Source organism: Streptomyces sp. NPDC012769 (genome assembly GCF_042901205.1).
In the GTDB taxonomy this organism is placed as follows: Bacteria; Actinomycetota; Actinomycetes; order Streptomycetales; family Streptomycetaceae; genus Streptomyces.
Window position 1 is genome coordinate 593499 of the sequence record NZ_JBIBCP010000001.1, and the last position, 22782, is coordinate 616280.

Genomic DNA, 22782 nt, shown 5'->3' on the forward strand with positions numbered 1-22782 from the left:
CCTGGACCGTAGCCCCGCGCACGGTCGCCGTGGGCCGGAGAGTGCCACTGGCACTGATCGGCCACCCGGGGCCGTGGCGCGCCGATAATGCGTCGTATGACGAACGCGAAACTCGGGGAGGCGCTGCGGCTGCTCGGCGTCGGCGAGGCGGCCTGCCGGGTCTATCTGGCGCTGCTCGACGCGGCGCCCGCGCCGCTGGGCGCGGTGGGGCGGGCCGCGGGCCTGGGCGGGGCGGAGCTCGCGGCGGCGTACGGGGAGCTGGTCGACGCCGGTCTCGCGAGCGCCGCCGCGAAGGACGGGGAGGTGGTGGCGCCGGTGCCGCCGGCGGCGGGCCTGGAGATCCTGGCCCGGCACCGGGCGGCGGAGCTGGAGGAGTCCAGGATCGCGGTGGGCGGCGCCTTCGAGTCGTTCCGGCGGCACCGGCTGGCCGCCTACAACGACCATCTCGTGGAGGTCGTCACCGGGGACGCGATCGGGCCGCGGATGAGGCAGGCCTGGGCCAGTGCCCGCGAGCAGATCCGGCAGTTCGACTCGCCCCCGTACGTGCCCATCGCGGGCGCCACCGAGGACGCGCTGGCCACGCTCGCCCGGGGGGTGACGCAGCGCGTCGTGTACTCGCAGGCCTCTCTGGAGCACCCGGCCAAGCTGAGCACGGTGATCGAGCCGTGCATCGAGGCCGGTGAGCAGGCGCGGGTGCTGCCGTCGGTGCCGGTCAAGCTGCTGATCATCGACGAGGCGTACGCCCTGGTGTCGCTGTCGATCCAGGAGGCCGACGTGGTCAACACGGTGCTGGTCGTCCAGCCGTGCGGGCTGCTGTCCGCGCTGGTGGCGCTGTTCGAGCAGTCGTGGCGCACTGCCCTGCCCTTCCACGGCCGCACGGCCCGGCCGGCCGGTCTGCCGCCCGCCGACCGGCGGTTGCTGCGGCTCCTCGCGGGCGGCGCGAGCGACGAGGTCATCGCGCGTGAGCTCGGCGTGAGCCGCCGCACCCTGTTCCGGCGTCTGCAGGTCCTGATGGCCCGGCTCGGTGCGGCGAACCGTTTCCAGATGGCGTTGCAGGCGCAGCGGTCCGGGTGGCTGTGACGGGCGGACATCCGCGGGCGTGGTGCCCCGCGTCTTCGGCGGGCCCCGGGATCGGACGATCCCCGGGGCCCGTCGCGTTCCCCGCGCCCGTCCCCGGCCGGCCTGCCGGGAACCGGCACCTGTCGAGAACCCGCACATTGTGTACGTGCCGCGAAGCCGGCCTCCTCCGCCGCTCCTCGATTCGCCCCACGGCGCCGGACGTTTCCGCCGGATATCACCCTGTTCATACGCCGAGTGGACCGGACCGCCCGAATCCGTTACTCGCTCCTGCGAAGAAGTTGTCACCTTCGCGTGAAACATGCTGCACGCCGGTCGCCGGACGTGCACGAACAGCTCTGAAAGGGCGTCAACGGAATTGGCTCGGCCACCCGTTCGCGTGCTTTGATCTGCCGCGCCGCGGCTTTTGGATTCCCCCCACCCAGACGAAAGGTGCGCTCCATGCGTAACGACATCGAGACCCTCGAGCTCGACGACAACGCCCTCGACGCCGTCTCCGGCGGTGTCATCAGCGTGAGCGGCGGTCTCGCCGGCGCCGCGACCGGTGACGTCGCCACCCTGCTCGGCACCGTCGGCTCGCTGCAGTCCGTGCAGGCCGTCGAGGGCATCGCCACCGGCGTCCCGGGCCTGGCCCAGGGCATCACCGGCGTCTCGGTGAACACCGCCGCGATCACCGGTCTCGCCGGTCTCTGAGCAGACCGCGCCCGTGGACCCCGGGGGTATTTCCCGCCCCCGGGGTCCGCGGCCCCCGCCGGTCTTCGTGGCGCGGCGCGAGAAATGCAGTCGAAGGAACAGTCCATGCAATTTCGCCAAAAGGCTCTTTCGAAGCTGCAGTCGCCCGAAGAACTCGATCTGCCGGTGCGTTTCGCCCGCCCCCAGGGCCGCCTCGTCCTGGCCGTCACGGTCCTCGTCATGGCCGCGGCCGGCGTCTGGGCCTTCACCGGCACGGTGACGTCCAAGGCGAGCGCGCCCGGGATCCTCACCCGGGCCGAGGGCAGGTATCTGCTGCAGAGCCCGGTCGCCGGACAGGTGACCGAGGTCCTCGTCACCGAAGGTGCCCGCATCTCCCCCGATCAGCCGCTCGCCGTCGTCCGCACCGAGCGGGGCGACCGGCCGGTGCGAGCCGTGGCCGGCGGCCGACTGGCCGCGCTGCACGTCCGCACGGGCGCGGTCCTCGCCGTCGGCGCCGATGTGGCGACCGTCGAACGCGTCACCGATCCGGACGACCCTCTCGTGGCGGTCCTGTACATGTCGGCCGGCGACACCGCGACCATCCGCGCGGGCGCCCGGGTCGACGTCACCCTCCCCTCGGTGGCCGGGGACGGCAGCGCGGTGCTCCGCGGCCGGGTCGGCTCGGTGGGCCGCGCGCCGCAGACACGGGCGCAGATCGGCGGCTTCCTCGGCGACGACGGACTCGCCGCGCAGTTCACCCGGCAGGGCAATCCCGTGGCGGTGCTCGTCACTCTGGACCGCTCCGGCGGCCGCCCGGACGACGACGACTCCGGCACCCCGGTCACCGGCGCCGTCCACCTCTCCTCGCAACGCCCCGTCGACTGGCTGCTCCCGTGAACCGGCTGAACCCGCGCAAGAAGACCTCCCCGGCCCGGCGCCGCCCCGCGCCCCGGCGCCGCCCCCTCCCGAAGGGCCGCAGGCCCCGGACCGTCCGCACCCCCACGGTGCTCCAGATGGAGGCGGTGGAGTGCGGCGCGGCGGCGCTCGCGATGGTGCTCGCCCACTACGGCCGCCACGTGCCCCTGGAGGAGCTGCGCATCGCCTGCGGCGTCTCCCGCGACGGCTCGCGCGCGAGCAACCTCCTGAAGGCGGCGCGCGGTTACGGGCTCCAGGCCAAGGGCATGCAGATGGACCTGGCGGCGCTCGCCGAGGTCGCGGCCCCTGCCGTGCTGTTCTGGGAGTTCAACCACTACGTCGTCTACGACGGCATGGGACGCCGCTTCGGCCGCGCCGGGGTGTACGTCAACGACCCGGCCAAGGGCCGCCGGTTCGTGCCCATGGAGGAGTTCGACACCGCCTTCACCGGCATCGTGCTGGTCCTCGAGCCCGGCGCCGCCTTCCGCCGTGGCGGCCGCCGGCCGGGCATCCTGGGCGCCATGCCCGCCCGGCTGCGGGGCACGTCGGGCACGATGGCCGCCGCGGTGCTCTCCAGCGTCCTGCTGGTCGCCGTCGGCGCGTGGGTGCCGGCCCTGAGCCGTACGTACATCGACACCTTCCTCATCGGCGGCCAGACCTCGCTGCTCGGGGTGCTGTTCACGGCCATGGCGGCCGCACTGGTGCTCACCGCCACGCTCACCGCGCTCCAGCAGACCAATCTGCTGCGCGGTCGCATCGTCTCCTCCACCCTGGGTGGCGCCCGTTTCCTGCGGCATCTGCTGCGGCTGCCCGTCGCCTTCTACGCGCAGCGCAGCCCCGCAGACCTGGTGCAGCGGCTGCGGTCCAACGACACCGTCGCCGAGACCCTCGCCCGCGATCTGTCCGCGGCCGGTGTGGACGCGGTCGTGGTGCTGCTGTACGCGGTGCTGCTGTGGACCTACGACCCACAGCTCACCGTCGTCGGCGTCGGCGTCGCGCTGCTCAACGTGGTGGCCCTGCGGATCGCGGTCCGGGTCAGGGCCACCGGCACCCACAAGCTGCGCGCCGAGAGCGCCCGGCTGACCAACACCTCGTACGGCGGCCTCCAGCTGATCGAGACCATCAAGGCCACGGGCGGCGAGGACGGCTTCTTCCGCCGCTGGTCGGGACAGCACGCCGTCACCCTCGACGTGCAGCAGCGGCTCGGCGTGCCCAGCGCGTGGCTCGCGATCGTGGCGCCCACCCTGGCCGCGCTCAACAGCGCCCTCATCCTCATGATCGGCGGCCTGCGGGCGGTGGACGGCCATCTGACGGTGGGTCTGCTGGTCGCCTTCCAGACCCTGGTGACCGGCTTCACCACGCCGATCGCCCGCCTGGGCGCGGTGGCGGGCCGGGCGCAGGACTTCGCCGCCGACGTCGCCCGGCTCAAGGACGTCGAGAACTTCCCCGTCGACCCGGTCCACACCCGGCGCGAGCCGGCCGGCGGTGCCCGGCGGCTCACCGGCCATGTGGAGCTCGACGGCGTCACCTTCGGCTACAGCCCGCTGGACCCTCCGCTGCTCACGGACTTCTCCCTCGCGGTCGGGCCCGGCCGGCAGGTCGCGCTGGTCGGCGGATCCGGCAGCGGCAAGTCCACCGTCTCGCGTCTGATCGCCGGCCTGTACGCCCCCTGGGAAGGGGCCGTCCGGATCGACGGGATGCGGCTCGCGGACATCCCGCGCGGCGCGCTCGCCGCGTCCGTCGCCTTCGTCGACCAGGACGTGTTCCTCTTCGAGGGCACCGTCCGGGACAACGTGGCGCTGTGGGACCCGTCGGTGCCGGACGAGGCCGTGGTCGCCGCGCTCGCGGACGCCGCCGTCCTCGACGTGGTGTCCCGGCGGCCCGGCGGCATCCACAGCCGGGTCGAGCAGGACGGCCGGAACTTCTCCGGCGGCCAGCGCCAGCGCCTGGAGCTGGCCCGGGCCCTGGTCCGCGACCCGAGCGTGCTGGTGCTCGACGAGGTGACCAGCGCCCTGGACGCGGTGACCGAGCGGGAGGTCATCGACAACCTGCGGCGCCGCGGCTGCGCGTGCGTGGTGATCGCCCACCGGCTCAGCACCGTGCGGGACAGCGACGAGATCCTCGTCCTCGACCGGGGCACGGTCGTGGAACGCGGGCGGCACGCCGACCTGGTGGCGGCGGGCGGCCCGTACGCCGAACTGGTCAAGGAGCACTGAGGTGACCACCCCGTTCCCCGGCCCCTCCGCCGGCCTCTCCGCCGGGTCGTCCGTCGCCGCGGCCGCCTTGCCCTCCGACCCGGTGCTCGCCGCGCTGGGCGGGCTCGGCACGCCCGTCGACTGCTCGGGCCTGCGCAGCCTGTCCCTGGAGGGTCCGTCGGTGCTGTGGCTGGTCGTCCACGGCAGCCTCGACCTGTTCGCCGTGGACGCGGCGCACGCCGGCGCGTGGCACTTCCTCGGCCGGGTGGAGGCGGGCGCGCTGCTGCTCGGCCCCGCCGAGGGCCCCCGGCACACGCTGGTCGGCCGGCCGTCGCAGGAGTGCCTGCTGCGCCGGATCGAGCTGCGCGAGCTGCGGCGGCCGGAGTACGGGACGGCGCCCGGGCAGGGGACGTGGGGCGGGACCTGGAACGGGGCCTGGGACGGCTCGTGGCATCAGGAACAGGGCGGATACGGGGCGTACGACGGGTACGGGGCTACCGCCCCGGCCGGTTCCCCGGTCGGCGTGCCGGTCGCGAGCCCGCTGGAGAACGCCTTCGCGCTCGGCGTCGGCCGGGGTCTGCGGGTGCTCTACGAGGCGCCGCTGGACGGGAGGTTCGGCGAGACCCGGGCCGGCGGTGACGACGAGATCGTCTGGATGCACGTCACCCCGGGCAGCCTGGCGTACGGCGCCGCCTACGAGGCGGAGGCGGCGGGCACCCTGCTCGTCGACGCCACGCTGTGGCAGGGCATGGTCGAGCAGCAGTACCGGCTGCTGTACGCCCTCGACGACTGGATCGAGCAGCGCGAGCGCGCCCAGGAGGACCGTACGGCGGCCGGTCTGGCGGCGGGCCGTGCGGCCGGCAGCGAGGCGGACCGCGCCCTGCTCGCCGCGCTCGGCCGCCCCGGCGGCCGCGACCGGGGCGGCGACGGTGCCGACGCCACCCTCGCGGTGTGCCGGCTGGTGGCCGCGGAGGCCAGGATCGCGCTGCCCGACACGGTCGCCTCGGCCGTCGCCGCGGAGGCGGGGTCCGGCGCCGAGCGGACGGACCCGGTGGACCGCGTCGCGCTCGCCGCGCGCGTGCGCACCCGGGAGGTCGGGCTGCGCGGGCGCTGGTGGCGGGAGAACTACGGGCCGCTGGTGGGCCGGCGGGAGGCGGACGGCACACCGGTCGCCCTGCTGTGGCGGCGCGGCGGCTATGTGGCGGTCGACCGCGACGGAGGACGGCGGGAGCGGATCGGCGAGGCGAACGAGGCCGACTTCGAGCGGCGGGCCGTGATGTTCTACCGGCCGTTGCCCGAGGGCCGCCTCGGACTGCCCCGGCTGCTGCGCTTCAGCCTCCGCGGCACCCGCCAGGAGCTGCGCGACCTGATGCTCGGCGGTCTGGTCGCGGTGGTCCTCGGCGCGACCGTGCCGGTGGCCACCGGGCGGGTCCTCGGCGAGTACGTCCCGGCCGCCGAGCGCGACCTGATCGTGCTGACCGCCGTCGCGCTGGTGGCGACCGCCGTGGTCTCCGCCGCGTTCATGCTGCTGCAGAACGTCTCCCTGCTGCGCATGGAGGGACGGATCGAGGCCACGCTCCAGCCGGCGGTGTGGGACCGGCTGCTGAGGCTGCCGACGACCTTCTTCACCGGACGCTCGACGGGCGAGCTGGCCAACGCGGCCCTCGGCATCGGCGCCATCCGCCGCATGCTGGCCGGAGTCGCCCCGGTCTGCCTCCAGGCGGGCACGGTCGGCGTGACGAACCTCGTCCTGCTCCTGGTGCACAGCGTGCCGCTGGCGCTCGTGGCCCTCGCCCTGCTGCTGGTGGTCGCGGCGGTGTTCCTCGGCCTCGGACTCTGGCAGCTGCGCTATCAGCGCAGGCTCGTCGAGCTCGGCAACCGGCTCGACAACCAGGCCTTCCAGACCCTGCGCGGGCTGCCCAAGCTGCGGGTCGCCGCCGCCGAGAGCTTCGCCTACGCGGCCTGGGCGCGGGAGTTCGCCCGTACCCGGGTGCTCCAGCAGCGGGCCGGCCGGATCCAGAACGCGCTCACGGTGCTCGGCGCGGTGTGCCTGCCGCTGTGCAGTCTGGTGATGTTCATGCTGCTCGCCGGACCGGCCCGCGGCACCCTGTCCGCCGCCGAGTTCCTCACCTTCTCGACCGCCCTGACGATGCTGCTGTCCTCGGTGACCCAGGTGACCGGGGCGCTGCTTTCGGTCGCGGCCGTGCTGCCGGTGTTCGAGCAGGTCGAGCCGATCCTGCGGGCGACGCCCGAGGTGCGCGGCGGGGCGGCGCGGCCGGGCGTGCTCAGCGGCGCGATCGAGGCCCGGCAGCTGTCGTACCGCTACACCGAGGACGGCCCGCTCGTGCTCGACGGGGTCGACCTGACGGTGCGGCCCGGGGAGTTCGTGGCGATCGTGGGGGCGAGCGGCTGCGGCAAGTCGACGCTGCTGCGGCTGCTCATCGGCTTCGACCGTCCCACCGAGGGCAGTGTGCTGTACGACGGCCAGGACCTGGCCGCGCTCGACCAGGCGGCGGTGCGCCGCCAGTGCGGGGTGGTGCTGCAGCACGCCCGGCCGCTGACGGGCTCGATCCTGGACTGTCTGCGCGGCGCCGAGGCGTACACGCTGGAGGAGGCCTGGGAGGCCGTGACCCTCGCGGGGCTCGCCGACGACATACGGGCCATGCCGATGGGCCTGCACACGATGCTGTCGGACGGCGGCGGCACCGTCTCCGGCGGTCAGCGGCAGCGCCTGATGATCGCTCAGGCCCTGATCCGCAAGCCCCGGATCCTGTTCCTCGACGAGGCGACCAGTGCGCTCGACAACGAGGCCCAGCGCGTGGTGATCGAGTCGACGAGGGCGCTGGCCGCGACCCGGGTGGTGATCGCCCACCGGCTCTCGACGGTCATGGGCGCGGACCGGGTGATCGCGATGGCGGACGGCCGGGTCGTCCAGCAGGGCACACCGGCGGAGCTGCTCGCGGACGCGGGCGGTCTGTTCCACGAGCTGGTGCGCCGCCAGTTGCGCTGACCGGGCGGGGGGACGGCCCTGGGCCGGTCACCGGCCGCGTCAGCGGACGCCGCGCGGGCGGAACTGCACGCTGATGCGGGGGCCGACGGCACGGCTGGTCTTCGGGACGGCGTGCTCCCAGGTGCGCTGGCAGGAGCCTCCCATGACGAGGAGGTCGCCGTGGCCGGAGGGGAGGCGGAGGGCCACCGGGCCGCCGCCGCGCGGGCGGAAGGCGAGGTCGCGGGGGTCGCCGAGGGCGAGGATCGCGACCATCGTGTCCCGGGTGGCGGAGCGGCCGGTGCGGTCGCCGTGCCAGGCGACGCTGTCGCGTCCGTCGCGGTAGAGGCAGAGCCCGGCCGTGACGAAGGGCTCGCCCAGCTCGGCGGCGTAGTGCGCGTCCAGGGCGTCGCGGGCCTCGACGAGGGCGGGGTGCGGGAGCGGGACCCCTTCCCGGTAGTACGCGAGGAGGCGCGGGACGGCCACGACGTTGTCGTACATCGTGCGCTCCTCGGCCTGCCAGGGGACGCCCTCGACCAGCTCCTCGAACAGGGCGTCGGCGCCGTGGAGCCAGCCGGGCAGATGGTCGACCCAGGCGCCGTCGCCGAGCTCGGTTCGCCGGACGCCGTCCAGGGGGCCGGGTCCGATGTCGGAGCCCTGGTCGAAGAGCGAGCCCTGGAATCCGGGGAGGGCGGGTCGTGCTGCGGTCATGGTTCCAGCGTAGACGATAAACCGAACACGTGAGCGATTCAGGGTGGGCGACTCACTGCGGGCGGCTCAGTGCGATCAGCGGGAGAGGAGGCGCCGATAGCTCTCCGGGTGGGCCGCGAGGAACTCCGCGAAGGACTGCGGCGGGTGCCCGGTCAGGGTGCGGACGTCGTCGGACACGTCGTCCATCTCCCCGACGGCGACGGCCTCGTACGAGGTCACCCAGCCCTCGACCTCCCACTCGGGAGCGTCGTAGACGGCACGGGAGGCGTACGCCTCCTCCCGGGTCTCGGGGTGATAGGTGACCGTGCGACCGCTGGCCGCGCTCAGCGCCGCGGCGACCTCGTCGAAGCTCAGTGCCTCGGGGCCGGTCATGTCGTACGTGACGTCGTCGTGGCCTTCGCCGAGCAGCACCGCGGCGGCCGAGTCGGCGACGTCGTCGTGGGTGACGGCGCCCACCCGGCCGTCCGCCGCCGGCCCGCGCAGGACGCCCTCGGAGGACGCCATCGCGACCAGATCGGCCTGGTAGGTGCTGTCGCGCAGGAAGGTGAAGGGAAGGCCGGTGGAGCGGATGTGCTGCTCGGTGTGCCAGTGGTCGCGGGCGAAGGTGAAGGTCGCGTGCGGCGCGGCGTTGAGGTACGAGAGGTAGACGATCCGCCGCACCCCGGCGGCGACGGCGGCGTCCACGGCGGTGGCGTGGGTCCTGACCCGGCCGGGCGCCTCGTGTGCGGAGACCAGGAAGAGCGTGGCCGCGCCGTCGAGCGCGGCGCGCATTCCGGCGCCGTCGTCGTAGGACGCCGTCCGGGTGTCGGTGACCGGCAGCGCGGCCAGTCTCGCGGGATCGCGCCCCAGCGCCCTGACCTCGGCGCCCGCCTCGGCGAGCCGGCCGACGACTCGCCGTCCGATCCGTCCGGTGGCTCCGGTGACCGCGATCAGCTCGCCCATGCCCTGCCGTCCCTTCTCCGTTCCCGTGAACGTGCCCGTGCCCGTGTACGTGCCGCGTACGTGCCCGTGTCGGTGCCCGTGCCCGTGTACGTGCCGCGTACGTGCCCGTGTACGTGCCGCGTACGTGCCCGTGTACGTGCCGCGTACGTGCCCGTGTCGGTGCCCGTGCCCGTGTACGTGCCGCGTACGTGCCCGTGTCGGTGCCCGTGCCCGTGTACGTGCCCTCGTACGCGCCCGTGTGCGCTGCCGTTTCCGCTCTGCACCCCATTCGACCCCGGCCACCCGGCCCGCGCACCCGCACGGGGCGGCCGCCGCGTCAGTGCCGCCACCCGGACCGCAGGTGGGCCCTGAGGGCCGCACGGGCCGCGTTGGCACCCGGCGCGCCGTGGACGCCGCCGCCGGGGTGGGCGGTGGCCGAGGCGAGGTAGAGGCCCCGGACCGGCGTCCGGGGGCGCCCGGTGCCGGGCAGGGGCCGGAAGACGAGCTGCTGGTGGAGGTTGGTCGTGCCCTGGTTGACGGCGCCTCCGATCAGCGCCGGGTTGCGCCGTTCCAGGTCGGGCGGTGCCAGCACCCGCCGGGCGAGGACCGAGGCGCGGAATCCGGGAGCGAGCCGCTCGACGCCGGTCTCGACGCGGTCGGCGATCGCCTCCTTCTCGCGCTCGTCCCAGCGGCCCTCGATCCCGTCGGGGCCCGCGTCGGCGCGGATGCGCTGGGGCACATGGGTGTACCCCCAGGCGGACTCGGTGCCGGCGGGCGACCGGGTCGGATCGGCGGTCGTCATCTGCCCCAGGACGGTGAAGGGCACGTCCGGGACCTGGTCCATGGCGAGCAGGCCCGCGAAGCGGGTGAGGGCGTCGACGCCCTCGGCGACGTGCACCGTCCCCGCGCCCCGCGCGGCGGCGCTCGCCCAGGGAATGGGACGTGCGAGGGCCCAGTCGACCTTGACGGTGGCGAAGTCCCACTGGAACCTCGCGAGGTCGGCGCGGACCGCGGCCGGAAGGTGCTCCTCGCCGACCAGCCGCCGGTAGAGCACGGGGGCCGGGATGTCGGCGAGGACGGCGTGCCGTGCCGGGACTTCCGTACCGTCGTCGGTGCGCACGGCCACGGCACGGCCCGACCGCACCACGACCCTGGTCACGGCGTGGCCGCAGCGCAGTTCGCCGCCCCGGTCGCGGAAGCGGTCGACGAGGGCGCGGGTGAGCATCCCGGCGCCGCCGACCGGCACGGGGAAGCCGTGGACCTGCCCGAGCATGCACATCAGCCAGCCGAAGCCGCCCCCGAGGGCGGACTCCGGGCCGAGGTCGGCGTGCAGGGCGTTCCCGGCGATCAGCAGCCTGCCGCCCTCGCCCGCGAAGTTCTCCTCGCCGAAGCGGCGGGCCGGCAGCAGCATGGTCCGGGCGAGACGGAGCAGGTCGCGGCCCGTTCGGCCGGCGAACCGCAGGCCGGGCAGCACCGGCGGGAACGGGGTGAAGAGGCAGTCGACGAGGTCGTCGCCGGTGCGGAGCCAGAGGCGGTGGAGCCGCTCCCAGGAGGCTCCGTCACCGGGCGCGAACGCTTCGACGGAGTCGGCGGTCCGGCGGACGTCCCGGCTGAGGACCGCGCAGCGCCCGTCGGCGAGCGGATGGGCCACGACGGCGGGGGCGTGTCGCCAGCGCAGACCGTGGCGCTCCAGGTGCAGCGCGCCGAGCACGGGCGAGGCCGCGGCCAGCGGGTAGAAGGCGCTGAAGGTGTCGTGGACGAAGTCGGGGTGGACCTCCCGGTCGCTCCGCACGGCGCCGCCCGGCTCGTCCTGGGCCTCCAGGACCACGACGTGCCACCCGGCGTCGGCGAGGACGTTGGCGGCGACCAGACCGTTCGGGCCCGCGCCGATGACGACGGCGTCAGCCGGGGGCACGGGACGTGTCCTCGCGCGCGCCGGCCTTCTCCGCGACGGCCCGTTCCAGCCGGGCGAGCATGTGACGGTGCCGCCAGCGGATGAGCGCGTCGAGGGCGGTGTTGTGCAGCGGCGTGACGGGGCCGCGGAGCGGGTGTTCGTCGACCAGGACCAGACAGCCGTCGCCCCACCGCAGGGTCCGGAAGCCGATGCGCGCGCTGCCCAGCCCGTTGACCGCCTCCAGCTCCAGGCGGTGTTCCGGTTCGCAGATGCGCGAGACGGTCCGGCCCTCGGTGATCCACGGGCCGAGCTTCAGGGTGTAGCCCAGCTCGGCCCCTTCGGCCGGCCACATGTCGTCCCGCTCCCAGGTCTCGTGGGTCCCCACCACCCATCGGGCGTAGAGCTCCCCGTCGCCGAGGACGGACCAGACGTGTGCCGGGGACGCGTCGATCAGCCGGTGCCATTGAGCCATGAGCGCGGCCTCCTTGGGTGAGAGGTGAACGGGCGGACGGAAGGTGGCGGTCGGTGTCGGGATCGGCGCCGGGCCGCGGCCCGGACGCCGAGGGCGGCCGCACCGAGTGCCGAGGCGGCGCGGGCGGCCGTACGCGCCCCGCCGGCGCGCCCGCCCCGCACCGCGGCCGAGTCGCCGGACGGGGTCCGCAGACGGCCCGGGGTGTCCTCGGCGGATCCGTGCGGGCCGAGGTAGTGGTGCTCGGTCCGCCAGGCGATGAGGCCGAGTGCGGGCCGCCGGGCGACGGCGAGGGCGGCGGGCAGCAGTCGCGCGCCCGGCCCCACGGCCACGAGCCGGCGGGGGCGGGCGGTCGTGCGCAGGACGGTCCGGGCCACGCGTTCCGGCGTGGCCACGGGTGGCAGGGAGCGCAGGCGTCGGCCGGTGTGGTTGGCAGCGTGGTCGAAGAATGGGGTGTCGACGCCGCCCGGCAGGACGGTGCACACGGCCACGTCGTGGGCGCCGGCGAGCGACAGCTCCCGGCGCAGCACCTCGTCGAGGGTGACGAGCGCGGCCTTCGAAGCCGCGTAGGCGCCCATGTACGGGGCCTGGACGACGCCCCCGAGGAGGGAGCCGATGTCGATCAGCACGCCGTGTCCCTGCGCGCGCATCGCGGGCAGCGCCGCCCGGGCGCCGTGGAGGACGCCGAGCACGTTGACGTCCCACAGGCGGCGCATGTCTTCCAGGGGCGCCTCGGTGAGGCTGCCCAGGATGCCCACGCCCGCCGCGTTCACCCAGACGTCGATGCGGCCGAAACGGGTGAGCGCCGTGCGGGCGACCCGGTCCACGGCCGCGGCGTCGGTGACGTCGGCCGGCACGGCGACCGCCCCGGCGGCCGGATGGGCGGACCGGCACTCCCCCGCCACCCGGTCCAGCACCTCACCGCTCCGCGCGCTCACCACCACGCGGGCGCCGCGCCGCGCGAACGCCAGCGCCGTGGCCCGGCCGATGCCGCTGGAGGCACCGGTCACCACGACGACGAGTCCGGGCGGGAGCCCGCGTCCGAGCAGGTTCACCCCCGGCGTGTCTCCCACTCACGGCGTTTTCATGCCTCCCCCGGCGCACCGACCGCCGCGGCCGATGCCGGCGCGGGGCCGCGAGGCGCCCGCGCCCTCGCCTGCGGCTGCTCACCCCGGCTGCCGCCCGGGGACCGGTCGCCAGACCGCAGGCCGCCACGGCGCAGGCCGTACACCGGGCTGCTGCCCGGTGGCCGGCCGCCACGGCGCAGAACGCACCGGCCTGCGGCCGGGGGCGGCCGGGAGTGCGCGGCCGCCGGACCGCGGACCGCCAGGCCGCGGGCGACACCCCGCCCGGCGGCCTCGGAGCACCCGCCGCCCGGCGGTCACGGACAGACCACTCCCCGCCGTCACACCACCCCCGTCGGCGCCAGCGTGTACGTCCGCGACGAGGTGTAGAACTCGAGCGCCGCGGCGCCCTGTTCGCGGGGGCCGAAGCTGGAGGACTTGGTGCCGCCGAAGGGGAGGTGGAAGTCGACGCCGGTGGTGGGGGCGTTGACGCGGATCATGCCGGTGTCGAGCCGGTCGAGGCCGTGCAGGGCGGCGTTCAGGTCGGCGGTGTGGACGGAGGTGACGAGGCCGTAGCGGGCCGCGTTGGTGATCCGTACGGCATGGTCGAGGTCGCGGGCGGGGAGCAGGGCCGCGACCGGGCCGAAGACCTCCTCGCGCAGGAGGCGGTGGCCGGGGGCGACCTTCTCGACGAGGGTGGGGGCCGCGTACCAGCCGGGGCGGTCGGGGACGGTGCCGCCGGCGAGGACCGAGAGGCCCTGCCAGGCGGCGCCGGTGTCGTCGCGGGCGGTCTCGGTGATGAGCGGGCCGCAGACGGTCGACGGCTCGGCGGGGTCCCCGACGGGGACGGCCCGAAGCGCTTCGGCGAGGGCCTCGCGCAGCGGGTCGAGGGCGGCGCCGACGGCGATGACCCGGCTGGTGGCGGTGCACTTCTGTCCCGCGTAGCCGGCGACGGAGGCGGCGATGTGGGCCGCCGCCCGGCCGAGGTCGGCGTCGGGCAGCACGATCGCCGCGTTGAGTCCGCCCGTCTCGGCCTGGACGGGGATGCCGCGGGCGGTGGCGGAGCGGACGACGGTCCGGCCGACGGCGGACGAGCCGGTGAAGGAGACGACGTCGGCGGCGGAGACCAGCGCGCCGCCCTCGGTGGCGCCGCCGGGCACGACGATGAACAGGTCGTCGGGCAGGGCGCTCCGGACGATCTCGGCGAGCCGCAGGGCGCACGCGGTGGCCTCGGGGGCGGGCTTGAGGACGACGGCGTTGCCGACGGCGAGCGCCGGGGCGGCCTTCCAACTCGGAATGGCGAAGGGGAAGTTCCAGGGCGTGACGAGGCCGGCCACGCCGTACGGGCGGCGCCGGGTGAGGAGCAGCCCGGGACCGGCGGCGGTCTCGTGGACGGTGCCGGTGGGCTCGTAGGGAGCCTGGGCGTAGTAGCGCCAGATCGCGACCGTGCGGGCGACCTCGGCGCGGGCCTCGGCCAGCGGCTTGCCGACCTCGCGGACGGCGAGCGCGGCGAGTTCCGCGCGCGCCGCCTCGACGGCGTCGGCCACCGCGCCCAGGGCGGCGGCCCGTGCGGCGGCGCCGCCGTGCGCCCAGTCGGGCTGCGCGGCCCGGGCCCGCTCGACCGCGTCCGCCGCGGCGAAGGCGCCGGGGGACGGGATCTCGACGAGGACGTCGGCCGGGTCGGCGGGGTTGCGGGAGATGACGGTCATGCGGCGAACCTTCTCTCTGTCGCCCGCGCTCTCTGACGCCCGACTCTCTGACGCCCGAGGGCTTGGTGGTGTCCGGGTGTCGGTGGTCGCAGGGTTGGTGGTGTCCAAGGGCTTGCGAAGTACAATTTCACATTACTATTTTACGGGTCACATTTCAGTCTGCGCCTCTCCACTCGGAAGTGACCCTGATGGACAAGCACGCTCGACTCGCCCTCGCCACCGCCCTGTTGACGGCCCTCTCCCTCGCCGCCGCCGGCTGCTCCGGCGCGGGCGGTGACGCCGCCAAGGGCGGCGGACGCACCGGCGCCAATCCCGCGACCGGCACCAACGGCACGATCGTGGGCGGCACTCCGGTCAAGGGCGGCACCCTGACCGTCCTGTCCAGCCAGGACTTCACCCATCTCGACCCCGCCCGCAACTGGGTGATGGGCGACATGGACTTCGGCACGCGGCTGCTCTACCGCACGCTCGTCACCTACAAGGCCGAACCGGGCGCCAAGGGAGGCGAGTTGGTCCCCGACCTCGCCGAGGACCTCGGCACCTCCTCCAACGGGGCCAAGACCTGGACCTTCCGCCTCAAGAAGGGCCTGAAGTACGAGGACGGCTCCCCCGTCACCGCCCAGGACGTCAAGTACAACGTGGAGCGGTCCTTCTCCCCCGACCTGCCCGGCGGCCCCGACTACGCCGCCCGCTACCTCGCCGGCGCCGAGGGCTACCAGGGCCCCGCCGGAGGCAGGCACCTCGACTCCGTCAGGACGCCCGACGACCGGACCATCGTCTTCGAACTGCGCAAGCCCTTCGCCGAGTTCCCCTACGCGGCCGTGCTGCCCACCTTCGCCCCCGTCCCCAGGTCCCAGGACAAGGGCCCCCAGTACGACAACCGCCCGTTCTCCTCGGGGCCGTACAAGATCGAGTCGTACGCCCGCGACAAGCAACTGGTCCTGGTCCGCAACCCGCACTGGGACCCCACCACCGACACCGTGCGCAAGGCCTACCCCGACCGGATCGTCGTGACGATGGGCCTCAAGGGCAACCAGATCGACGACCGGCTGGTCGCGGGCGCCGGCGCGGACGCCTCCGCCGTCCCCTGGGCCAAGCTCCGGCCCGAGTCCACCCCCAAGGTCCTCACCAGGCCCGACGTCCGGTCCCGGCTGCTCGCCGAGTCGACCAACTGCACCGAGATGGTGCAGATGCACACCGGCCGCGCCCCCTTCGACGACGTGCGGGTCCGACAGGCCGTGCAGTACGCCCTCGACCGCCGGGCCGTGCTCACCGCCTCCGGCGGCCCGGCGCTCAACGACCCGGCCACCGCGCTCATGCCCGGCTCCCTCTTCGCCGGCGGGAGGCAGCCCGACACCCTGAGGATCCCGCCGACCGGCGACGTGGCGAAGGCCAGGCAGCTCCTGAAGGACGCGGGCAAGGCCGACGGCTTCTCCACCAGCATCACCGTCTCCACCGGCGACAAGGGCGTCGCCGAGGCCGTCCAGCAGTCTCTCGGCCGCGCCGGGATCAAGGTGGTCATCGAGACCGTCGACCCGTCGGCCTTCTACGACGCCATCGGCGACACCAGGAACCGCACCGACCTCGTCTACACCGGCTGGTGCCCCGACTACCCCTCCGGATCGACCTTCCTGCCCTTCGTCTTCGACGGCCGCTACATCAAGGAGAAGGGCAACTCCGGCAACCACTCCCTCTTCCGCGACCCGGCCACGATGAAGCGGATGGACGAGATCGCGGCGATGACCGACGCCGCGCGCGCCAACACGGCCTGGCAGGAACTCGACGGACAGATCCTCGCCAAGGCGCCCACCGCGCCCGCCGTCGTCGAACGCATGCCGCTCCTCGTCGGCCCGAACATCGCCGGCGCCTTCGGCCACACCTCCTTCGGCGGTCAGATCGACTACGCGACCGTCGGCCTCAAGGACCCCGCGAAGAGCGGAAGCTGAGACCCCACGTGACCTCCCACGACACCTCTGACACCCACGACACCCACCACGCCCACGACACCCGCCACGTCCACGACACCGCGCGGCTCCCGGCCGCCGACGCCGTGAAACCCTCCGCCCCCACGAGCAGCAGCCCCTGGCGGCTCGCCGCCGCCGAGCTGCGCCGCCGCACCTCCGCCCTCGTCGCGCTCGGCGTCGTCGCCCTCTTCGCCCTGATGGCGCTGGCCGCCCCGCTGCTCAGCGCCCTGGGCGGCTGGGGCCCCGACGAGTTCGACCCCTCCGCCGTCGACCCGTACCTGGGCGGCCTGCCCCTCGGACCGCTCGGCGGGGTGTCCGCCGAGCACTGGCTCGGCGTCGAACCCGTCACCGGTCGCGACCTGTTCGCCCGGGTCGTGCACGGCGCCAGGGTCTCGCTGCTCATCGCCTTCGCCGCGACCGCGATCGTGGTCGTCGCCGGGGTCGCGGCGGGCGTCGCCGCCGGCTACTTCGGCGGCCGCACCGACACCGTGCTGTCCCGGCTGATGGACCTCACCATGTCCTTCCCCTCCCTCATCTTCATGATCGCGATGATGTCGGTGGCCAGGGACGTCAACCGGATCCTGCTCATGACCCTCGTCATCGGCCTGTTCGGCTGGCCCGGCATCGCCCGGGTGGTGCGCGGCCAGACGCTGTCGCTCAGGCACCGCGAGTACGTGGACGCGGCGCGGGTCAGCGGCGCGTCGAACCTGCGGATCCTCGTCCGGGACATCCTGCCCGGCGTCGCCGGACCCGTCATCGCGTACACCACCCTGATCGTGCCCGGGATGATCGCCACCGAGGCCGCGCTCAGCTATCTCGGCGTCGGCGTGCGCCCGCCGACCCCGTCCTGGGGGCAGATGATCGCCGAGAGCGTCGCCTTCTACGACACGGACCCGATGTACTTCGTCGTGCCGAGCCTGTGTCTCTTCCTCACCGTCCTCGCCTTCACCCTCCTCGGGGACGCGCTGCGGGACGTGTTCGACCCACGGGGAGGCCGCTCGTGATCCTCTACCTCGGCCGCCGGCTCCTCGGCGGGCTCGGTGTCCTCGTCGCCGTCGCCGCCATCACCTTCCTCATCTTCTACGTGCTGCCCTCCGACCCTGCCGCCGCGGCCTGCGGCAAGTCGTGCAGCACCGAACGGCTCGCCGCGATCCGCGCCCACATGGGCCTGGACCAGCCGCTGTGGCGGCAGTTCACCGGCTTCCTGACCGGTGTCCTCACCGGGCGCACCATCGGCACCGGCCCGTACGCGCTCGCCTGTGACTTCCCCTGCCTGGGCTACTCGTACGAGAACAGCCAGCCCGTCTGGGACCTGCTCGTCGACCGGCTCCCGGTCTCCGCCTCGCTGGCGATCGGCGCGGCCGTGATCTGGCTGGTGCTCGGGCTCGGCGCCGGTGTCACCGCCGCCCTGCGCAAGGACACCCTCACCGACCGCGCGCTGATGGTCGGCGCGGTCGCCGCGGCGTCGCTGCCCGTCTACTTCACCTCGGTGATGCTGATCTACGGGCTGATCCGGGTGGCCGGGCTGCTGCCCTATCCGAGTTACGTGCCGTTCGCCACGAACCCGGCGGCCTGGGCGTCGAACCTGCTGCTGCCCTGGCTGGCCCTGGCGGTCCTCTACGCGGCCATGTACGCGCGGCAGAGCCGCAGTTCGATGATCGAGTCGATGGCGGAGCCGTACATCCGCACCGCCCGCGCCAAGGGACTGCCGCGGCGGACCGTGGTCGTCAAGCACGGCCTGCGGGCCGGGATGACACCGATCCTGACCATCTTCGGCATGGACCTCGGCGGCCTCCTCGCGGGCGCCGTCATCACCGAGTCGATCTTCGGTCTGCCGGGCGTCGGACGGCTCTTCTACGGGGCGCTCGCCACCGGCGACCAGCCGGTGATCCTCGGTGTGACGCTGCTCGCCGCCACGTTCATCGTCGTCGCCAACCTGTGCGTCGACCTGCTCTACGCGGTCGTCGACCCGCGAGTGAGGTACTGATGACCGCTCCCGAGACCCTGCTGTCCGTCCACGATCTGACGGTGGTCTTCCCCACCCGGCACGGCCCGGTGCGGGCCGTGGACGGGCTCTCCTTCGACGTGCCGCGCGGCCGGACGCTCGGCATCGTGGGCGAGTCCGGATCCGGCAAGTCCGTGACGTCGATGGCGGTGATGGGACTGCACACCGGCGCCGAGGTGTCCGGCTCCGTCATCCTGGAGGGGCGCGAGCTGGTCGGCCTGCCGGAGCGCGAGCTGAACCGGCTGCGCGGCCGGCGGATGGCGATGATCTTCCAGGACCCGCTGTCCAGCCTCCATCCGTACTACACCGTCGGGGAACAGATCGCCGAGCACCACCGGGTGCACTTCGGCTCGCGGCGGGCGGCCGCCCGCCGACGGGCCGTCGACGCGCTCGGCGAGGTCGGCATCCCCGAGCCGGGGCGGCGGGCCGGGGAGTACCCGCACCAGTTCTCCGGCGGCATGCGCCAGCGGGTGATGATCGCCATGGCGCTCGTCTGCGAACCCGAGCTGCTGATCGCCGACGAGCCGACCACCGCCCTCGACGTCACCGTGCAGGCCCAGATCCTGGAGCTGATCGCGCGGGTCCAGCAGGAGCGCGGCCTCGGCGTCGTCATGATCACGCACGATCTGGGCGTGGTGGCGCGGGTCGCGCACGAGGTGCTGGTGATGTACGGCGGGCGGGCGGCCGAACGGGCCCCGGTGGACGAGCTCTTCGCGGCTCCCGCCCACCCGTACACCCGGGGGCTGCTCGACTCGCTGCCCCGGCTCGACGACCGGGACGACGTCCCGCTGCGGGCCATCCCGGGCTCGCCGCCCTCGCTGCTCGACCCGGCGCCCGGGTGCGCGTTCGCGCCGCGCTGTCCCCGGATCGCCGCCGGGACCGGTACCGAGACCGCCACCGCCACCGGCGAGGAGCGGACGCGGTGCGCGAGTGAGCGCCCGGTGCTCGCCGGTCCGGCCGGACATCCGACGGCCTGCCACTTCCCCGCGTACGAAGGCGTCCCCTCATGACCACACAGCCCCTCCAGCCCGTCCCGCCGCTCCTGTCCGTGCGGGACCTGACGATGGCCTTCCCCGGACGCCGGTCGCGCTCGGCCCCGGTCCGGGCCGTCGACGGCGTGAGCTTCGACATCGCGGCGGGCGAGACCCTGGGCCTGGTCGGCGAGTCCGGCTGCGGCAAGTCGACGACCGGCCGGATGATCGTGCGGCTGCTCGCCCCGACATCCGGCAGCGTCGTCTTCGACGGGCGCGACATCAGCCGGCTTCCCCAGCGCGCCCTGAAACCGCTGCGGCGCGAGCTCCAGATGGTCTTCCAGGATCCGCACTCCTCCCTCAACCCGCGTCAGACGGTGGCCAGGATCATCTCCGACCCGCTGCTGGTGCACGGAACGCCGGTGGCTCAGGCGCGCCGGCGCGCGGCGGAGCTGATGGAGCTCGTGGGGCTGATCCCGGAACATCTGGACCGCTATCCGCACGAGTTCTCCGGCGGCCAGGCCCAGCGGATCGGCATCGCGCGGGCCCTGGCGACCGGGCCTCGGCTCGTGGTCGCGGACGAGCCGGTGTCGGCGCTCGACGTGTCCGTGCAGGCGCAGATCGTCAATCTGATGGAGGGGCTGCGGAAGGAGCTGGGTCTGGCCTATCTCTTCATCGCCCACGACCTGTCGGTGGTGAAGCGGGTCTGCGACCGGGTGGCCGTGATGTATCTGGGGCGGATCGTGGAGATCGGCCCCAAGGACCGGGTGTACGAGGAGCCCGCCCACCCCTACACCCGGGCGCTGCTCTCGGCCGTGCCGCTGCCCGATCCGGCGGCCGAGCGGGCGAGGGAGCGGATCACCCTGCTCGGCGACCCGCCGAGCCCGGCCGCGCCGCCGCCGGGCTGCACCTTCCATCCGCGCTGCCCGAAGGCGCGGGAGATCTGCCGGAAGGAGCCTCCCCTGTTGCGGATCGCCCGGGCGGGGGAGGCGAGGGAGGTGGCCTGCCACTTCCCCGAAACGGAGCCGGAGACGGAGACGGGGACGGCAATGGACTGAGCTCAGTTGGTCGCCGGGCGCAGCCGGTCGATGGGGTGGGTGTTCACGTACGTCGCCAGCGTGTCGTCCTTGAACGCCCGCCACAGCTCCGCGCAGCGCGCCCGGTCGAGGTGGACCACCGACTGCCCCCTCTCGGTGCCGGTGCCCTTCACCGGGGCGTTCATGAAGGTCATGTCCCCGGCGCGGACCTGCCGCATGTTCCACACCAGGTCGCGCATCTCGTCGTCGCCGAAGCGCTCGTCGACGCTGACGGTCTCGGTGAAGATGTCGAGGGTCCTCTTCAGGCCGCGCGGATCCTTCAGGGATGCGGAGGTCATCACCTTCTCCAGGACGGTGCGCAGGTAGTTCTGCTGCCGGTGGGTGCGGTCGAAGTCGCCGTTGGGCAGGTTCTTGCGCTCCTGGACGTAGGCCAGCGCCTGCTCGCCGTTCATGTGGCGGCGCTCGCCGTCGGCCATGAGGATGTCGACGCCGCCGACGGCGTCGGTGAGCTTGCGGAAGCCGCTCCAGTCGATGACGGCGAAGTGGTCCACGCGGACGTCGGTCAGGCGCTGGACCGTGTCGATGAGCAGCGGCGGCCCGCCCCAGGAGAAGGCCGCGTTCAGCTTGGCCCGGCCCCGGCCCGGTACGTCGACCCAGGAGTCACGGGGCAAGGAGACCACGTACGCGGCGGAGTGGTCGTCCGGGATGTGCACGAGCATCATCGCGTCGCTGCGCTGGTCGCCGTACGTCCACAGCCTGCCCTTGGCGTCGCTGCCGGTGGTGGGCACGTCCGACCGCGAGTCGAGGCCCATCAGGAGGAAGTTCCGCCCGCCCTTGGAGGCGGCGGGCACCGGCGCGTTCGTCGGGAAGGTCTGCGGGATCCGCTGGACCCGTCCGGTGTAGTGCTGGTACGCCCAGTAGCCGGTGCCCGCGGTGAGCAGGACCGCCCCGACGAGCAGGGCGAGTGCGGTCAGCAGGACCGTCCTGGCCTTCGGGCGCCGCCGCCCGCGCGGCCGGGCCTCCACGCCCTCTTCCTCCGTGCCCTTTTCCTGCGCCGCGTCCTCTTCCAGCACGGCCTGATCCGCCGTCCGCCCCTCGGTGCCCCGTTCCCGCGTGCTCATCGGCTACGCCTCCCCCTCCGCTGCCCGCCCCGAGCCCCCCGGCTCCCCGACTCGCCCCGCCGGAGGCGTACTTCAGGCCACCAGCATGCCGAAGACCGGCCCGCCGCGGGGCGAGTCCCGGGAACCGGCTGGGAGCGGAACCGGGCGTGGTACCCGGGTGGGCGGCCGGTGACCTCGGGGCGCCGGGCCGGGGCGTCGACCCGGTGCGGGAGCCGGCGGGGCTCCGCGGGGTCAGCTCGTGACGGTGATGTGCTGGGACGGGTCGGTCGTGTCGGTGATGCGGTAGGTGGCGCTGAAGGTGGCCGACTGGTTGCCGGTCGGGCAGAGGAACCCGCCGGTGACCGTGGCCGGGACCGGGGCGTTCGCGATGGCCAGGGTGGAGGGGGCGCCGTTGGTCCAGGTGCCGTTGACGGCGGTCGGGCCGGTCGGGGAGGCGGTGATGGTGCAGGAGGCGAAGCCGCTGGTCTTCAGCACGACACCGCCCTTGGGGATGGTGAAGCCGCCCGTGACGGGCGCGCCGTTCTGGGTGGAGAGCGTCCAGGCTCCGTTGGTGGCGTTGCTGGTGACGGTCACGCTCACGCCGGCGATGCTCGTGGTGCAGCCGCTGAAGGTGGGCGGGTTGACGGGGACCGTGACGGGGCCGGCCGCGTTGTGGTTGGCGGGGGCGGCGGGGACCTTGTTGTTGGCTCCGCTCGTCGGTACGGAGGAGGAGACCGTACACGTCATCGTGGTGGAGCCGGCCACGAAGGTGGCCTTGCCGGTGAGCTGGGCGGAGAAGGAGTGACCGGCCGGGAGCAGCGTGGTCGACGCGGCGGCCTGCGGGCCCGCGGCGCCGAAGGTGAGCGCGGTGGCCGCGGCGAGCCCGGTCGCGGAGACGAGCAGCTTGGACATGGGATCTCCTCGGTGTCGGAGTGTGGGGAGCGAGGAGGTGCGGATGCGCGGGGACGGACCTGTGGGGTGGGGGCACGCGCAAAGTGACTTGAGAGTAGAACCGGCCGGTAGGGGTGTCCAGGCGCGATTCCCGCCACTGCTGACAGAATGTCAGAAATATTGACCCGACTCGGTACTTGA

18 protein-coding genes are annotated in these 22782 nt (G+C 74.1%); 10 read left to right on the plus strand and 8 right to left on the minus strand.

Annotated elements, in window-relative coordinates; translation table 11 throughout:
* The first annotated feature begins 96 nt into the window (after positions 1–96).
* The 5 genes from ACFY7C_RS02775 (at position 97) to ACFY7C_RS02795 (ending at position 7869) form a co-directional block, all read left to right on the plus strand.
* Positions 97–1080, plus strand: coding sequence for a LuxR family transcriptional regulator (locus ACFY7C_RS02775; RefSeq protein ID WP_389642664.1), 984 nt, complete (start codon positions 97–99; stop codon positions 1078–1080).
* Positions 1081–1518: 438 nt separating this feature from the next.
* Complete coding sequence (locus ACFY7C_RS02780) at positions 1519–1770, plus strand: hypothetical protein (protein ID WP_389642669.1); 252 nt, start codon at positions 1519–1521, stop codon at positions 1768–1770.
* A 105-nt stretch (positions 1771–1875) separates the two neighbouring features.
* Entirely contained in the window at positions 1876–2646 is a 771-nt protein-coding gene (locus tag ACFY7C_RS02785; RefSeq protein WP_389642671.1) for an HlyD family efflux transporter periplasmic adaptor subunit, read from the plus strand.
* Positions 2643–4880 carry an NHLP family bacteriocin export ABC transporter peptidase/permease/ATPase subunit gene (locus ACFY7C_RS02790; RefSeq protein WP_389642673.1) on the plus strand — a complete coding sequence of 746 codons (2238 nt, stop codon included), beginning with the start codon at positions 2643–2645 and terminating at the stop codon, positions 4878–4880. The genes ACFY7C_RS02785 and ACFY7C_RS02790 overlap by 4 nt, the downstream gene beginning before the upstream one ends.
* Positions 4881–4947: 67 nt before the next feature.
* Complete coding sequence (locus tag ACFY7C_RS02795; RefSeq protein WP_389645911.1) at positions 4948–7869, plus strand: NHLP bacteriocin export ABC transporter permease/ATPase subunit; 2922 nt, start codon at positions 4948–4950, stop codon at positions 7867–7869.
* A gap of 39 nt (positions 7870–7908) precedes the next feature.
* Here the strand turns inward: ACFY7C_RS02795 and ACFY7C_RS02800 are convergent, their stop codons facing one another.
* The 6 genes from ACFY7C_RS02800 to ACFY7C_RS02825 form a co-directional block, all read right to left on the minus strand.
* Positions 7909–8556, minus strand: a complete 648-nt coding sequence (locus ACFY7C_RS02800) for an alpha-ketoglutarate-dependent dioxygenase AlkB (RefSeq protein ID WP_389642675.1) — start codon at positions 8554–8556, stop codon at positions 7909–7911.
* A gap of 75 nt (positions 8557–8631) precedes the next feature.
* Positions 8632–9498, minus strand: coding sequence for an SDR family oxidoreductase (locus tag ACFY7C_RS02805; protein WP_389642677.1), 867 nt, complete (start codon positions 9496–9498; stop codon positions 8632–8634).
* Between the two features lie 316 nt (positions 9499–9814).
* Positions 9815–11392, minus strand: coding sequence for a phytoene desaturase family protein (locus ACFY7C_RS02810; RefSeq protein WP_389642679.1), 1578 nt, complete (start codon positions 11390–11392; stop codon positions 9815–9817).
* Entirely contained in the window at positions 11379–11843 is a 465-nt protein-coding gene (locus tag ACFY7C_RS02815; RefSeq protein ID WP_389642681.1) for an SRPBCC family protein, read from the minus strand. Before ACFY7C_RS02815 ends, ACFY7C_RS02810 begins: the two co-directional genes overlap by 14 nt.
* Entirely contained in the window at positions 11822–12913 is a 1092-nt protein-coding gene (locus ACFY7C_RS02820; RefSeq protein WP_389642683.1) for an SDR family NAD(P)-dependent oxidoreductase, read from the minus strand. The genes ACFY7C_RS02815 and ACFY7C_RS02820 overlap by 22 nt, the downstream gene beginning before the upstream one ends.
* A gap of 332 nt (positions 12914–13245) precedes the next feature.
* The gene (locus tag ACFY7C_RS02825) at positions 13246–14613 is read right to left on the minus strand and encodes an aldehyde dehydrogenase family protein (protein ID WP_389642685.1); all 1368 of its coding nucleotides are present in this window, start codon (positions 14611–14613) and stop codon (positions 13246–13248) included.
* A gap of 188 nt (positions 14614–14801) precedes the next feature.
* Between ACFY7C_RS02825 and ACFY7C_RS02830 the strand changes: the two genes are divergently transcribed.
* The 5 genes from ACFY7C_RS02830 to ACFY7C_RS02850 all read left to right on the plus strand — a co-directional run bounded on the left by ACFY7C_RS02830 (position 14802) and on the right by ACFY7C_RS02850 (position 20611).
* On the plus strand, positions 14802–16559 hold the full coding sequence (locus ACFY7C_RS02830) for an ABC transporter substrate-binding protein (protein ID WP_389642687.1): 1758 nt from the start codon (positions 14802–14804) through the stop codon (positions 16557–16559).
* Positions 16560–16663: 104 nt separating this feature from the next.
* A complete protein-coding gene (locus ACFY7C_RS02835) occupies positions 16664–17581 on the plus strand; it encodes an ABC transporter permease (RefSeq protein ID WP_389645914.1) in 918 nt (305 codons plus the stop codon).
* Positions 17578–18564 carry an ABC transporter permease gene (locus ACFY7C_RS02840; RefSeq protein ID WP_389642690.1) on the plus strand — a complete coding sequence of 329 codons (987 nt, stop codon included), beginning with the start codon at positions 17578–17580 and terminating at the stop codon, positions 18562–18564. Before ACFY7C_RS02835 ends, ACFY7C_RS02840 begins: the two co-directional genes overlap by 4 nt.
* Positions 18564–19592, plus strand: coding sequence for an ABC transporter ATP-binding protein (locus ACFY7C_RS02845; protein ID WP_389642693.1), 1029 nt, complete (start codon positions 18564–18566; stop codon positions 19590–19592). The genes ACFY7C_RS02840 and ACFY7C_RS02845 overlap by 1 nt, the downstream gene beginning before the upstream one ends.
* Complete coding sequence (locus ACFY7C_RS02850) at positions 19589–20611, plus strand: ABC transporter ATP-binding protein (RefSeq protein ID WP_389642696.1); 1023 nt, start codon at positions 19589–19591, stop codon at positions 20609–20611. The genes ACFY7C_RS02845 and ACFY7C_RS02850 overlap by 4 nt, the downstream gene beginning before the upstream one ends.
* A gap of 2 nt (positions 20612–20613) precedes the next feature.
* Here ACFY7C_RS02850 and ACFY7C_RS02855 read toward each other — a convergent pair whose 3' ends face one another.
* Both ACFY7C_RS02855 and ACFY7C_RS02860 read right to left on the minus strand, forming a co-directional pair.
* Positions 20614–21711 carry an LCP family protein gene (locus tag ACFY7C_RS02855; protein WP_389642699.1) on the minus strand — a complete coding sequence of 366 codons (1098 nt, stop codon included), beginning with the start codon at positions 21709–21711 and terminating at the stop codon, positions 20614–20616.
* Between the two features lie 231 nt (positions 21712–21942).
* Positions 21943–22602 carry a hypothetical protein gene (locus tag ACFY7C_RS02860; protein WP_389642702.1) on the minus strand — a complete coding sequence of 220 codons (660 nt, stop codon included), beginning with the start codon at positions 22600–22602 and terminating at the stop codon, positions 21943–21945.
* Between the last annotated feature and the right edge of the window lie 180 nt (positions 22603–22782).